This window comes from Variovorax sp. P4_B11, from assembly GCF_056402355.1.
In genome coordinates this window covers 1-13578 of record NZ_JBFUHO010000012.1, presented here as the reverse complement: position 1 = coordinate 13578, position 13578 = coordinate 1, and the positions used below count along the sequence as shown (strand labels likewise).

General features: G+C 68.5%; 14 protein-coding genes. 7 read left to right on the top strand and 7 right to left on the bottom strand.

Annotation, left to right across the window (positions count from 1 at the left end):
- Window position 1: 1 nt before the first annotated feature.
- Both AC1DYD_RS13525 and AC1DYD_RS13520 read right to left on the bottom strand, forming a co-directional pair.
- The gene (locus tag AC1DYD_RS13525) at window positions 2–391 is read right to left on the bottom strand and encodes a dihydroneopterin aldolase (RefSeq protein ID WP_478173254.1); all 390 of its coding nucleotides are present in this window, start codon (window positions 389–391) and stop codon (window positions 2–4) included.
- Entirely contained in the window at window positions 388–1182 is a 795-nt protein-coding gene (locus AC1DYD_RS13520; RefSeq protein ID WP_478173253.1) for an SDR family oxidoreductase, read from the bottom strand. The genes AC1DYD_RS13525 and AC1DYD_RS13520 overlap by 4 nt, the downstream gene beginning before the upstream one ends.
- 21 nt (window positions 1183–1203) lie before the next feature.
- Between AC1DYD_RS13520 and AC1DYD_RS13515 the strand changes: the two genes are divergently transcribed.
- The 5 genes from AC1DYD_RS13515 (at window position 1204) to AC1DYD_RS13495 (ending at window position 5569) form a co-directional block, all read left to right on the top strand.
- On the top strand, window positions 1204–2301 hold the full coding sequence (locus AC1DYD_RS13515) for a class I SAM-dependent methyltransferase (RefSeq protein ID WP_478173252.1): 1098 nt from the start codon (window positions 1204–1206) through the stop codon (window positions 2299–2301).
- Between the two features lie 38 nt (window positions 2302–2339).
- On the top strand, window positions 2340–3122 hold the full coding sequence (hisN, locus tag AC1DYD_RS13510) for a histidinol-phosphatase (protein WP_478173251.1): 783 nt from the start codon (window positions 2340–2342) through the stop codon (window positions 3120–3122).
- A 9-nt stretch (window positions 3123–3131) separates the two neighbouring features.
- On the top strand, window positions 3132–3326 hold the full coding sequence (locus tag AC1DYD_RS13505) for a DUF2905 domain-containing protein (protein ID WP_478173250.1): 195 nt from the start codon (window positions 3132–3134) through the stop codon (window positions 3324–3326).
- A gap of 90 nt (window positions 3327–3416) precedes the next feature.
- Window positions 3417–4343, top strand: a complete 927-nt coding sequence (locus AC1DYD_RS13500) for an ROK family protein (RefSeq protein WP_478173249.1) — start codon at window positions 3417–3419, stop codon at window positions 4341–4343.
- A 14-nt stretch (window positions 4344–4357) separates the two neighbouring features.
- Window positions 4358–5569, top strand: a complete 1212-nt coding sequence (locus AC1DYD_RS13495) for a serine hydrolase domain-containing protein (protein WP_478173248.1) — start codon at window positions 4358–4360, stop codon at window positions 5567–5569.
- A 33-nt stretch (window positions 5570–5602) separates the two neighbouring features.
- On the opposite strand, the gene AC1DYD_RS13490 is transcribed toward AC1DYD_RS13495, so the two are convergent.
- Window positions 5603–6046 carry a PaaI family thioesterase gene (locus tag AC1DYD_RS13490; protein ID WP_478173247.1) on the bottom strand — a complete coding sequence of 148 codons (444 nt, stop codon included), beginning with the start codon at window positions 6044–6046 and terminating at the stop codon, window positions 5603–5605.
- 323 nt (window positions 6047–6369) lie between these two features.
- Here AC1DYD_RS13490 and AC1DYD_RS13485 point away from each other — a divergent pair, with 323 nt between their 5' ends.
- Window positions 6370–7347: an ABC transporter substrate-binding protein gene (locus AC1DYD_RS13485; RefSeq protein WP_478173246.1), complete on the top strand. Its 978-nt coding sequence runs from the start codon at window positions 6370–6372 to the stop codon at window positions 7345–7347.
- A 72-nt stretch (window positions 7348–7419) separates the two neighbouring features.
- Here the strand turns inward: AC1DYD_RS13485 and AC1DYD_RS13480 are convergent, their stop codons facing one another.
- Window positions 7420–8889, bottom strand: a complete 1470-nt coding sequence (locus AC1DYD_RS13480) for an aminotransferase-like domain-containing protein (RefSeq protein WP_478173245.1) — start codon at window positions 8887–8889, stop codon at window positions 7420–7422.
- 179 nt (window positions 8890–9068) lie between these two features.
- Between AC1DYD_RS13480 and AC1DYD_RS13475 the strand changes: the two genes are divergently transcribed.
- On the top strand, window positions 9069–9398 hold the full coding sequence (locus AC1DYD_RS13475) for a hypothetical protein (protein ID WP_478173244.1): 330 nt from the start codon (window positions 9069–9071) through the stop codon (window positions 9396–9398).
- A 12-nt stretch (window positions 9399–9410) separates the two neighbouring features.
- Here AC1DYD_RS13475 and otsA read toward each other — a convergent pair whose 3' ends face one another.
- The 3 genes from otsA to otsB are packed head-to-tail and all read right to left on the bottom strand — an operon-like array spanning window position 9411 to window position 13422.
- A complete protein-coding gene (otsA, locus tag AC1DYD_RS13470) occupies window positions 9411–10796 on the bottom strand; it encodes an alpha,alpha-trehalose-phosphate synthase (UDP-forming) (protein WP_478173243.1) in 1386 nt (461 codons plus the stop codon).
- Window positions 10793–12658, bottom strand: coding sequence for a glycoside hydrolase family 15 protein (locus AC1DYD_RS13465; RefSeq protein WP_478173242.1), 1866 nt, complete (start codon window positions 12656–12658; stop codon window positions 10793–10795). The genes otsA and AC1DYD_RS13465 overlap by 4 nt, the downstream gene beginning before the upstream one ends.
- Window positions 12655–13422 (bottom strand): trehalose-phosphatase, encoded by a 768-nt coding sequence (otsB, locus tag AC1DYD_RS13460; protein ID WP_478173241.1) that lies wholly within the window; start codon window positions 13420–13422, stop codon window positions 12655–12657. Before otsB ends, AC1DYD_RS13465 begins: the two co-directional genes overlap by 4 nt.
- Window positions 13423–13578: the final 156 nt, after the last annotated feature.

The following is a 13578-nucleotide window of genomic DNA, read 5'->3' as shown; positions in this document are numbered from 1 at the left end:
GTCACTTGCTCCGGAATACTTCGACGCCTACTGCGTCACAGTCGGGGTACACGTCGGGTTTGGCGGTCGACACGCGGGCGGCCTGCACCTTGGGATGGGTCAGCACCTGCGTGAGGATGTCGTCGCACAGCGTTTCCTGCAAGTGGATGTGGCCCTTGCTCAGGCGGGTGGCGACGGTGCGGCGGATGAAGTCGTAGTCGACCACCTCGTCGAGCTCGTCGGCCTTCGGCGTCGAGACGGCCAGCGGCACATAGAGGTCGACGTTGATGATCACGCGCTGCTCGGCGCGCTTCTCGAATTCGTGCACGCCGATGTTGATCCAGACTTCGTAGTCGCGCAGGAAGACGCGTCGGCAGGACAGCAGAAGTGGGTCGAGGGCAGCGGTGGTCATGGTGAAGCTTTCAGCAGGTCGTCGACGACGAACATGATGTCGCGCGCGAGCGGCACCAGGTGCTGGCCGTTGTCGACGCAAAGGGTGGTTCCGGTCACGCTGGGCGTGCCGGCCAGGAAGACGCAGGTCCGCGCGACATCGGCCGGATCGATGGCGCGGCGCAGCAGGTTGGCCTGGCGCGCCCGGGCGAAGTTGGCTTCGGTCTGCGGCCCGCTCCGGTAGAGGATGCCCGGCGCCACGCCGCAGACCCGCAGCGCGGGCGCCAGCGACTGCGCCTGCAGCGCCACCGCGCGTTCCAGCGCCAGCTTGGACACCGTGTAGGAGAAGTAGTCGGGGTTCAGGTTGTAGACCTTCTGGTCCAAGACGTGGATCGCCGAGCGGTCGATGCCGTCGCCGGGCGTGGCGCGCTGCGCCAGCAGCCGGGCGAAGGACAGCGGCGCGATCAGGTTCACGCCGAGCTGGCGCAGGGCGGCGTCGGCGTCGAAGTCGAGCCCGGTGTCGGGCTCGAAGGTCGAGGCGTTGTTGACGATGCAGGCCAGCGGCCCTTCGGCCGAGGCCTGGTCGACCAGCGCGATGCGGCCCGGCTCGCTGCCGATGTCGGCCTCGATCGCGCTCGCCTCGTGGCCCTCGTCGGCGAGGCGCGCGCACAATGCCAGCGCCTGCGCCCGCGAGGCGCGGTACTGGCACCACACCCGCCAGCCCGCGCGCGCGAAGGCCTCGCAGACCGCGGCGCCCAGTCGCTGGCCGCCGCCGGTCACGAGCACGCCTCGGCGTGGGGTCGATTCAGCCATCCTGATAGATTTCCGTTACTTATGAACCTGGAGCAGGGCGCCGAACGCGCCACCCCGTTGACCAAGATTATCGATGCCACGCTGCAGCGGGCCGGCGGCTGGCTGCCGTTCGACCGCTTCATGGCCCTGGCTTTGTACGCACCGGGACTCGGCTACTACGCGAGCGCGAGCCGCAAGTTCGGCCGGATGCCGGCTTCGGGCAGCGACTTCGTGACCGCGCCGGAACTGACGCCGCTGTTCGGCCGCACCCTGGCGGTGCAGGTGGCCGAGGCGCTCGAAAAGACCGGCACGCGGGAAGTCTGGGAGTTCGGCGCCGGCACCGGTGCGCTGGCCTCGCAGCTCCTGGAGGCGCTCGGCGGGCAGGTCGAGCGCTATCGCATCGTCGATCTCTCCGGCACCCTGCGCGAGCGCCAGCGGCAGACGCTCGCGCAGCACGCGGGAAAAGTCGAATGGCTGGCCGAACTGCCGGCAGAAATGCGCGGCGTGGTGGTCGGCAACGAAGTGCTCGATGCGATGCCGGTGCAGCTGCTGGTGCGCAAGGGCGGCCGATGGCACGAGCGTGGCGTGGTCCGCCGGGGCCAGGGCTTCGCCTGGGACGACCGGCCCACGGCCCTGCGGCCGCCGCTCGAGATCGAGGGCGCGCACGACTACCTGACCGAAATCCATCCGCAGGCCGAGGCCTTCGTCGCGACACTGGCCGACCGCCTGAAGCAGGGCGCCGCCTTCTTCATCGACTACGGCTTCCCCGAGGCCGAGTACTACCATCCGCAGCGCCACATGGGCACCGTGATGTGCCACCGCGGCCACCAGGCGGACGGCGATCCGTTGTCCGACGTCGGCGCCAAGGACATCACGGCCCATGTCAACTTCACCGGCGTGGCGCTGGCGGGACAGGATGCCGGCCTCGAGGTGCTCGGCTACTGCAGCCAGGCCAGGTTCCTGCTCAATGCCGGCATCCTGCCGATGATGGAGGCGGCTTCGCTGGCCGAACGCGCCATGGCGGCGCGGCTGATCCACGAGCACGAGATGGGCGAGTTGTTCAAGGTGGTCGGCTTCGCGGTCGGCGAGCCCTGGCGGGCGATCGGATTCGCCGAAGGCGACCGCAGCCACACCCTCTGACGGCGATCGCATTGCCGGCGCTGGGTTCTAATCCACCCATGAGTTCCACCTTCACACCGGCCGACGACCTGCGCGTCGCCCACGCACTGGCCGATGCGGCGGCCTCGCACTCGCTGCGCCTGTTCCGCACCCCGCTCGACGTCATCTCGAAAGCGGACGAAAGCCCGGTGACCCAGGCCGACCGCGCGGCCGAGACCGCGATGCGGGAGATCCTCGGCGCCGAGCGTGCGGCCGACGGCATCTTCGGCGAGGAGCATGGCCTGGAGCGGGTCGACGCCGAGCGGGTCTGGGTGCTCGACCCGATCGACGGCACGCGCAGCTTCATCACCGGCTCGCCGCTCTGGGGCACGCTGATCGCGCTGCTGCGCGGCGGCAAGGTCGAACTCGGCATGGTCGACATGCCGGTGCTCGGCGAGCGCTGGATCGGGCAGGCCGGCCTGGGTGCGCAGCGCAACGGCCGGACGGTTCGCGCCAGCCACTGCAGCGCCGTCGCCGAGGCCCGCATCGTGACCACCTCACCCGACATCTTCGATCCGGCCGACTGGCAGGCCTTCGACCGCCTGAGCCGGCGCTGCGCGATGCGTCGCTTCGGCGGCGACTGCTACGGCTACGCCCAGCTGGCCGGCGGCACCATCGACCTGGTGGTCGAGACCGGCCTGCAGCCCTACGACTACCTCGGCCCGAGCGGGCTGATCGAGGCCGCGGGCGGCATCGTCACCGACTGGCAGGGCCGGCCGCTCGGCCTGCAGTCGGACGGCCGCGTGGTCGCCGCCGCCACGCGCGAACTTCACCGACAGGCGCTGGACCTGCTCGCGGCCTAAACTGCAGCCATGATTCGCTGGCTGATCGTCGTCGTCCTGGCGCTGGTGCTGATGAGCGGGCTCACGGCCTGGCTGCGGCGTTTCGGCTTCGGGCGGCTGCCCGGCGATTTCGAGTTCCGTGCCTTCGGCCGCGACTGGCATTTGCCGATCGCCAGCACGGTGTTGCTGAGCATGATCGCGGCCCTGGTCGCACGATGGATCTGATTCGATGAGCGCAGTGCAGGGCCGCCCCAAGCAAGCTCGCACCCCCTCGGGGGGCAGCGAGGACACGAAGTGCCGAGCGTGGGGGCACCCATGAGAGCCTGTGTCGATCTCGGTGGCACCAAGGTGGCCGTGAGCCTGTCCGCCGACAGCGCCTCGCCCCTTCTGGGCCGCCGCAGCGAGCCTACCGCCAAGACCGGCGACAACGACGCCGTCGCGGTGCAGATCATCCGGCTGATCGAGGAAGTCTGCGCGGAGCAGCGCGTCGGCGCCGCGAGCGTGGACTGCGTCGGCGTCTCGACCGCCGGCCCCTTCGAACTGCGCGACGGCGTGGTCGAACTCGCGACCCCGAACATCTGCGGCGGCATCGCCGGCCCCGCGCGTGGACTGCCCAACCAGTGGATGACCGCGCTGCTCGAAGCACCGCTGCGCCAGCGCTTCGGCCGCGTGCGGGTCGAGAACGATGCCGTCGCCGCGCTGGAGGCCGAACGCCGCTGGGGTGCGCTGCAAGGCGTCGACCATTGCGCCTACGTCACCTGGAGCACCGGCGTCGGCGTCGGCCTGTGCGTCGATGGCCGCGTACTGCACGGCAAGAACGGCAACGCGGGCCATGCGGGCCACAGCTTCGTTTCCGACGACGACAACAGCGCGCTGTGCGGCTGCGGCAACCACGGCGACGTGGAGGCACTCGCAGCGGGCAACGGCATCGCGCGGCGCTTTGGCGAGCCCGCGGCCGACCTGTTCGCCGCCGCCGCGCGCGGCGAACCGCGGGCTTTGGCGACCACCGATGCGCTGTGCCGGATCATGGGGCGCATGCTCTACAACCTGATCGCCACGCTCGATCTGCAACGCGTCAGCCTGGGTGGAAGCGTGTTCTGGAACAACCGCGACTTCTTGCTGCCGCGCTTGCAGGCGCAGGTCGATGGCAAGCTTGTGGCGTTGACGCGCGGCGCGTTGCTCGTGCCGGCCGGACTCGGCGACAGGGTGGGGGACTATGGGGCGCTGGCGTTGGTCGATTGATCGGGATTCACCGTATGAAGCTTGGCAGGATCGTTCTCGGGGCCTTCGTCGCCGTCGCCATCGCTGCCACAGCAGGCTGGTTCAACCTGGACAAGGAAACGCGCGGGCTGCTCGCCACGCTGCCGACCGACCGCGACGTGCTGTTCTGGAGCCAGCCGCAGCGCGATGCGGCATTCCGGGCGCTCGACCGCCTGCCGGTGCTCGCCAAGTCGCGCGTCGTCCCCGCCGGCGGTACGCCGTCGCCGTTGCTTGCGGGCCCGCCGCTGGCGCTGCCGCTGGACGTCGACGCCTACATGGCGCAGCAAAGGAGTGCCGCGCTCGTGATCCTGCACGATGGCAAGCTGCGCCTGGAGCGCTATGGCCTGGGCTTCGACCGTGACGGGCGCTGGACCAGCTTCTCCGTGGCGAAGTCCATCACGTCCACGCTGCTCGGCGCCGCCGTCCGTGACGGCCACATCCGCAGCCTCGACGACAAGGTCAGCGACTACATCTACGAGATGAAAGGCTCGGCCTACGACGACGTCAGCATCCGCCAATTGCTGACCATGACCTCCGGCGTGCGCTGGAACGAGGACTACGCCGATCCGAATTCGGACGTGGCACGCTTCAACAACCACCAGCCTGAAGAAGGCGTCGATGCGCTGGTGAGCTACCTTCGCAAGCTGCCGCGTGCGGTGCCGCCCGGCACCCGCTGGAACTACAGCACCGGCGAAACCAACCTGGTGGGCGTGCTGGTGGTGCGGGCCACGGGCAAGCCACTGGCGAGCTACCTGTCGGAAAAGATCTGGATGCCGGCCGGCATGGAGCAGCAGGCCACATGGGTCCTGAGCCGCACCGGGCAAGAGATCAGCGGCTGCTGCATCCAGGCGGCCACGCGCGACTTCGCGCGCTTCGGGCAGTTCATCCTCGGCGGTGCGCGCGTTGGTGGGCAACCGATCGTGCCGGACGGCTGGCTGGCCCAGGCCACCGCACGGCAGGCGGACATCGGACGACCGGGCCGTGGCTACGGCTTCCAGTGGTGGACCTACGACGACGGCAGCTTCGCGGCGCGCGGCATCTTCGGCCAAGGCATCTTCATCGATCCGAGGCGCGGGCTGGTGATCGCCTCCAACGGCGACTGGGCCGGCGGGGCCACGGGCCGCGCCGAGTCGATGGCGCGCGAAGACTTCTACAAGGCGGTGCAGAAGGCGATCGACGACGAGGCGGTGGGGAAGCCGGGCGGCTGATCGCGCGGCTGGCGTTGTTCGCTACCCTGCGCTCTAGAGATCGGCCAGTATGCCGGTCGATGTGGCTTCGGCCGCCAACTTGCCTGCGGGGTTGTAAAGCGAAGCCTCGAGAAAGGTGACCCGCTTGCCACGTCTGATCACTCGTCCCTCGACCCAACCCTCGCCGGGGCTGACCTTTTCGTAGAAGCTGACCTTGATCTCCAGGCTGAAGACGGTTTGCGCATGCCCGGTATCGTGAATCACGGCATGCGCCATCGCCGCATCGAGCCAGGCCGTGATGAATCCGCCTTGAGCGATCGTTCCGTTCGTGTGGCAATACTCGGGCCGAACCGTGAATGCCGCCTTCAGGGCCTTGCGTTCGGGATTCCATTCGGTCACGTGGAAATTGCCCATCGATTCGCTCAGTGCCTTGCCTGAGCGGATCCGTGCGTCCAAGTCGTCGTTCATTGATCGCGATTGTTGATGGAGGTGCAGCATTGTGGTCCCAGGCGCCGATGGGCAATGCTTGGGCTGGCATGCAGGGGCGGGAACTACCGGCTTGCGGTTGCTGCCCTTCCCGGGCGCTCGGTTAACTCACGCTGCAAGGCCGATTCCGGTTACTTTCCGCCGCGCCCGCAGCCACCCCCGCGCCGACCTTCGCGCCGACCCCGACCTCCGCCCAAGCATGGCAAGTCGGCCAACCGCTGACATTCGGCGGCGTCGGGCAATATTCTGAAAGCAGTCACCCGTCTGCGGGCGTGTAGCCTCGGCGGCAGGCGTGGTATGTTCCCACGTTCTATCGTCAACGAGGCTCTTCAGTGATGGACCGGCGGACGTTCATCGGTGGTGTTGCGGGTGTTCTCGTCGCCGCGCCGCTTGCCGCGCGCGCGCAACAAGGGGGGAAGATCTATCGCATTGGGATTCTGGAGCCGATCCCCGCCTCCCAGAACGCCGCCAATCTCGATGCCCTGCGTAACGGGCTGCGGGAACTCGGCTATGTGGAAGGCCGCAACCTGATCATTGAGTATCGATCGGCAGAAGGTCGTGCCGAGCGGTTCCCGGACCTCGCATCCGAACTGGTACGTCTGAAGGTCGATCTGATCTTGACCAGGGGGACCCCTGCCGCAATCGCGGCCAAGAACGCGACTGGAACAATTCCATTGCTCATGGCGACGATGGGCGACCCGCGTGCCATCGTGACGAGCTATGCCCGCCCCGGTGGCAATATTACGGGGGTGACGACCTTCAGCACCGAGTTGACGGCGAAACGGATTGAACTCATCAAAGAGCTGGTTCCGAATCTCTCGTGCGTTGCGTTGCTTCACAACATGGGCAATCCGGCGGCTCCACCCGAATGGGAAGAGACAAAGTCGGCGGCCCGCGCGCTAGGTCTCCGCGCCGAGCTTCTTGACGTGCGGAGCCAAGGCGACCTAAGCGGCGCATTCGAGCTGGCAGTCCGACAGCATGTCGACGCGCTTGTCATCGGGGCAGACGGTCTTACCCAGATGCACCAGCAAACGATCCTCGACCTGGTGGCACGCAATTCCCTGCCTGCCGCCTGGCCCGCCCGCGAGTTCGTCGAAGCCGGGGGATTGGTAGCCTACGCGGTGAACTATCCCGACCTCTATTTCCGGTTCGCCAGCTTCGTCGACAAGATCTTCAAGGGCGGGAAGCCCGGTGAGCTTCCTGTGGAACAGCCGACCAAGTTCGAGCTGGTGATCAATCTCAAGACTGCGAAGGCACTCGGAATTGCCGTCCCGAAGTCGCTGCTATTTCGTGCTGATGCGTTGATCCAGTGATCGAAGAAACGCATCGCCATCCCGACGTTTCGGCTTCGGCACCTGGTTCGGCGTGCCCGCGAATGTGCCGGGTCAGGCCGCCATCCGCGTCATCGTGCCTGGCCCCACTGCGCATTCGCCGACGATCTCGCCCAGCCGGCGCAACCCCGCTTCGATCGCGTCGTCGTAGGGCCAGCCGCAATTGATGCGCAGGTAGTGGTCGAAGCGCGCCGAATTCGAGAACAGCGTGCCCGGCGCCACCAGGATGCGCTCGCGCAGCGCGGCGTCGAAGACCGTCGTCGATGGCAAGCGATCGGGCAGTTCCACCCACACTTGCAATCCGCCGGGCGGGTAGTTCAGCCGCGTGCCGGCGGGAAAGTGCGCGGCGATCGCGTCGGCGGTCTGCTCGCGCTGCAGCCGGAGCCGTTCTCGCAGGCGGCGCAGGTGGCGCTCGTAGGCGCCGGTGTTCATGTATTCGCCGGCCGCCCATTGCGAGAGTTCCTCGTTGCTGCGCGTCTGCGTGTACTTGAGCATCTCGACACGGCTGTGCCAGCGGCCGGCCGAGATCCAGCCGAGCCGCATGCCCGGTGCGAGGATCTTGTGCAGCGAGGCGCAATGGATCACGTTGCCCGTGCGGTCCCATGACTTGATCGCGCGCGGCGGCGTGTCGGCGTCCAGCAGTTCGCTGTAGGTGTCGTCCTCGATCAGCGCGACGCCGTGGCGCTCGCACAGCGCGACCAGCCGCTCCTTGTGCGCGTCGGGCATCACGCTGCCGAGCGGATTCTGCAGATGCGGCACGGCTACCACGGCCTTGATGTGGCCGTAGGCATCGAGCGCCATCTCCAGCGCCTCGATCGACAGGCCGGTCTGCGGGCTGGTCGGAATCTCGAGCGCCCGCATGCCGAGGCTTTCGAGCACTTGCAGCAGCCCGTAAAAGGTCGGCGACTCGACCGCCACCGTGTCGCCGGGCTGGGCGACCGCGCGCAGCGCGAGGTTGAGCGCCTCGATGCAGCCGTTGGTGGTCAGCACTTCATCGGGCGACAGGGTCATGCCCACGCGCAGGCCGCGCCGGGCGACGGCTTCGCGCAATGGCGTGCGGCTGCGCGAGGGTGCGGCCGTGGTGAGCAGCGCGGGCCGCTGCCGCAGCAGGCGGATCATGATCGCCCGCAGCGCCTGCCCTGGGTAGAGCTCCGGCGCCCCGCGCGCGGTCGAGAAGTCGATCCGCACCTCGCCCTGCCGCCGCCGCGCGACGAAATCCGACACCTTTGAATGGATGCCGACGTACTGTGCCGGATCGGGCGCCACGCCGGTCGCGGGCTCGTCCATGGTGGCGATCGCGAGCCGGCGCGGGCGCTTCACGAAATAGCCCGACCGGTCGCGCGCTTCGACCCAGCCTTCGCCTTCCATCGTGCGGCACAGTTGCAGCGCGGTCGACAGGCTGATGCCGTGCAGGCGCATCAGGCTGCGCAGCGAGGGCAGCTTGTCGCCCGGCTTCAGCGAGCCGGCGCGGATCGCGTCCAGGTAGTGGCCGGCCAGTTGGCGATAGAGCGGTGGCGGTTCCATGCGGTCGATGCTGGCGCAGGCGGGTCGGTGAAAACAGATGCAGATCGGCGAGAAATGGACCATAACAGATGGGTTCCCGATGGCGCTGTTGCGCCTTGAAAGCCGTTTTCTGTGCCTGTTTTTGAGGCCGCCTGCTGCCTACGATGAAGCCATTGCAACTCTTCGACAGGGCACCTGCGATGACCACCGAGCTTCCCGAATCCACCCGCCTGCAGCCCGGCCAGACGCTGCGCATGGCCGTCGATGCCGGCTTCGTGCTGAGGGTCGCGCAAGGCCGCGTCGACCTGGCCGCGCCGCCGTCCTGGCTGGGTGAATCCGTCTTCCGCGCCAAGACGCGGCTCGAAGAAGGCGAAATCCATGTCTTCGAGCGCGGCGGCTGGATCGACGTGACGGCGCTGTCGCCCGCTCGGGTGGGGGCCGTCGCGACGCCTGCGGCCACGGGGCCGGCGACCGCTTCGCGCGTGGCGCGCCTGGTGCAGCTGTTGTCCGGCGCCGCGGCCTGGCGCTGAACCGGCCCGTGGCTAGCGTTCGCTCGCCGCTTCGCGCAGCGCGAGCAGGAAGCCCTGGCGCCACCAGTGCACATCCTGTTCGCGGATGCGCGCCAGCAGCTTCTGGTGCCGCTCGCGGCGCTCCTCGAGCGGCATCTGCAGCGCCTGCTGCACGGTCTCGGCGGTGCCGTGGGTGTCGTAGGGGTTCACCAGCAGCGCTTCCTTGAGCTGCTCCGCGGCACCGGCGAAGCGCGACAGCACCAGCACGCCCGGGTCGGCCGGGTCTTGCGCCGCGATGTACTCCTTGGCCACCAGGTTCATGCCGTCGCGCAGCGGCGTCACCAGGCCGACCGCGGCGGCCCGGCACAGGCCCGGCACGCGCTTGCGGGCCACCATGCGGTGGATGTAGCGCACCGGCATCCAGTCGAGCTCGCCGTAGTCGCCGTTGATCGCACCGCACAGCGACTCGAGCTCGCGCCGGATGTCGGCGTAGGCATCGACCGTCTCGCGCGTCGGCGAGGCGATCTGGATCAAGGTGGCGCTGCGGCGGTTCTCGGGGTAGTTGGCCAGCAGCTCGCGGAACGAGCGCACGCGCTGCGGGATGCCCTTCGAATAGTCGAGCCGGTCGATTCCCAGCAAGAGGCGCCGGCTCGAGTATTCGCGCTTCATGGTCTCGTACATGTCGCGCGATTCCTTGGCGTGCGTGAGGGCCGCGAACTCGTCGACGTCGATGCCGATCGGGAATGCGTTGCAGCGCACCTTCTGCCCGTAGGCGCGGTACATGTGGTTCTCGAGGATCTCGCCGTGGGCTTCGTTCTTCACATAGTGCTCGAAGTGCTGCACGTCCTGCTCGGCCTGGAAGCCGATCAGGTCGTAGGCGAACAGCGAGCGCATCAGCCACTCGTGCTGCGGGATCGCGGCGATGATGATCTGCGGCGGCAGCGGGATGTGCAGGAAGAAGCCGATGCGCTGCCTGCAGCCCATCGCGCGCAGCTCGGCCGCCAGCGGGATCAGGTGGTAGTCGTGCACCCAGATGATGTCGTCGCTCTTCAAGAGCGGCAGCAGCTTGCGCGCGAACAGCTGGTTCACGCGCCGGTAGCCGCCGATGAAGCCGGCGTCGAAGTGCGCCAGGTCGAGCCGGTTGTGGAACACCGGCCACAGCACGTCGTTGCTGTAGCCCTGGTAGTAGCTGTCGTGGTCCTCGCGGCTCAGGTCGATGGTGGCCAGCGTCACCTTGCCGGCCTGCTGCCGGTGCAGATCGCCTTCGCCGGTCGGGCCCTTCTCGACGATCGCGCCGCTCCAGCCGAACCACAGCCCGCCGCTTTGCTGCAGGCTCTCGCCGAGGGCGACAGCGAGGCCCCCGGCCGCCGGCTTGCGCGGGTCGGCGACGCGGTTGGAGACCACGACGAGTCGACTCATATGCAGGAGTCCCAAGGCGCCGACAGCCGCACCGCCGCATTGATGATCCCGACCATCGAGTAGGTCTGCGGGAAATTGCCCCACATCTCGCCGGTCAGCGGGTGGGTGTCCTCGGACAACAGCCCGAGCGGATTGCGCGCCGCCAGCATGGTCTCGAAGATCTGCCGCGCCTCGGCCTTGCGGCCGATCTTGGCCAGCGCGTCGATGCGCCAGAAGGTGCAGATGTTGAAGGCGGTCTCGGGCTTGCCGAAGTCGTCGGCGGCCTCGTAGCGGCGCATGTAGGGACCGTCGCAGAGCGACTTCTCCATCGCTTCGACGGTCGAGACGAAGCGCGGATCGCGGGCGTCGATGAGTCCGACCTCGACCATCAGCAGCACGCTGGCGTCGAGTTCGTGGCCGCCGAAGCTCTCGGCGAAGGCCTGGCGCTCCTCGCACCACGATCGAGTCAGGATCTCCTCGCGCATCCGCGACGAATGCCCGTGCCAGTAGGCCGCGCGCTCGGGCAGGCCCAGCGTGCGCGCGATCTTCGCCAGCCGGTCGCAGGCGGCCCAGCTCATCAGTGCCGAGCTGGTGTGCACGCGGGCCCGCGTGCGCAGCTCCCACATGCCCGCGTCGGGCGTCCCGTAGACGCGTATCGCCTGCTCGCCGACCGCCTCCAGGTACGGAAATTCGTTGACGCCGGCCCGGCTCAGCAGCCGGTGGTCATGGAAGGACTGCGCCGCGCCCAACACGATGTTGCCGTAGACGTCGTGCTGGAAATGCTCCTGCGCCTGGTTGCCGACCCGCACCGGCCCCATGCCGCGATAGCCCGGCAGGCCTTCGACGAAGGATTCCGGCAACTCGCGCTCGAGCCCGATGCCGTAGAGCGGCTGGATGTGCTCGCCGTGCGAGCCGATCACCACGTTGGACAGCCAGCGCAGGTAGTCTTCCATCGTGCCGACTTCCGACAGGCTGTTGAGCGCGCGCACCACGAAGAACGCATCGCGCAGCCAGCAGTAGCGGTAGTCCCAGTTGCGCTGGCTTCCCGGCGCCTCGGGGATGCTGGTGGTCATCGCCGCGACGATCGCGCCGGTGTCCTCGTAGAGCGAGAGCTTGAGCGTGATCGCGGCCCGGATCACCGCTTCCTGGAACTCGAAGGGGATCGCCAGCCGCTTGCTCCAGGTGCGCCAGTAGGCGATGGTCTCCTGCTCGAAGTGGCGTGCGGTGTCGGCGATGCCGTCGGTCAGCGTTTCGTCGGCGCCGAGCACGAAGTTGTATTCGCGCGAGAGCACGAAAGGCTGGCGCGAAAGGATGTGCGAGACCGAGGCATCGGTGCTCAGCCGGAGCGTGAAGTCGGGGCCGACATAGCGGATGTGGTTGCTGCCGCGCGTGATCGTCGGCGCCGTCGCGCCCCACTGGAAGCGCGGCGCCAGGGAGACGCGGATCCGCGGCGTGCCCTGGATCGGCTTGACCCGGCGCACCATCGTGAGCGGCCGGAAATAGCGCGAGCGGCTGTGGAAGCGCGGCGCCAGGTCGGTGATCTCGATGCCCTGGCCGGCGCTGTCGAAGAGCCGGGTGCGCAGCACCGCGGTGTTCGGCTCGTACCACTGCTCCGAGGACGCGAAGTCCTCGATCTCAATGGCCCATGCGCTGGCGTCCGCACCCGGATCGAGCAGGGCGTTGAAGACCGGGTCGCCGTCGAAGCGCGGCAGGCAGCACCAGACCACCCGGCCGCGGGCGTCGACCAGCGCGCTGTAGGCGCAATTGCCGATCACGCCGACATCGAGCGAGGCCGGCGCCGGCGGCGCGAAGCCGCCGTGCGGGATCGCAGTCGAAACGCCGGTGTGATTTTTGGCGGCGGCCTCGGCGTGGGCGGGGGTCATTCCTCGGTCCTCCTCGGGGTGTCTGTCTTGTCGGGCGATGCCAGCAGGTCCCGTGCCACGATCAGCCATTCGAACATCGCGCGTGGCGAATCGAGCCGGTGCAGCGCCTGGCTGGGGCCCGAGCCCACCTTGATCGCGATGCCGCCGATCGGCTGCACCACGGCAAAGCCGTTCTCGTCGGTGGTGTCGTCGCCGGCGAACACCGGCGTCCGCCCGGCGAACGGTGCCTCCTGCATGAAGGCGGCGATCGCGATGCCCTTGTGGATGCCCGCGGGCTTGACTTCGAACACGAACTTGCCGTGCATCAGTTCGAACTGCGGCTGGTCGAAGATGATGCGCGCCAGGGCGTCGCGGCAGACCGCTTCGAGCTGTGGTGCGAGCCGGTAGTGGAGCGCGATGGCGGCGTGCTTGCGTTCCACCAGCAGACCCTCGTGCACCCGGGCGAGTTCATTGGCGGCAGCCAGAACCCGCGTGAGATCGGGGGCGCGTTGCTCCTGCATCCGGCCGTCGGCATCGCGGCGCTGCACGCCGTGCTCGCCCGCGGCCGGCAGGCGCAGGGGCGCAAGAAAGCGATCGAGCACGTCGATCTGGCGGCCGGAGACCACCGCCAGCGCGCCGCCGAGCAGGCCATGGAGGTCGCCGAGCAAGCCCACCAGGGCCGGAGGCACGCGGATCGCCTCGGGTGTCTCGGCGAGGTCCACCAGGGTGCCGTCGAAATCGAGGAAGAGGGCCGCGTCGGGGCGGAGTCGGGGGGGCGTCTGCATGGAGGGAAAACCATAGCAGACTCGCGCTCCCGGGCGCGTCGGCCAAGTTCGCCAATCAGGAAGCAGGGGCGGGCAGGGCCGCCGCGACCGCCGCGACCCGCGCGCGGGCGATCGCCTCGCCGATCTTCGGCCCGGTGGCGCCGGCCGCCTGGGCGT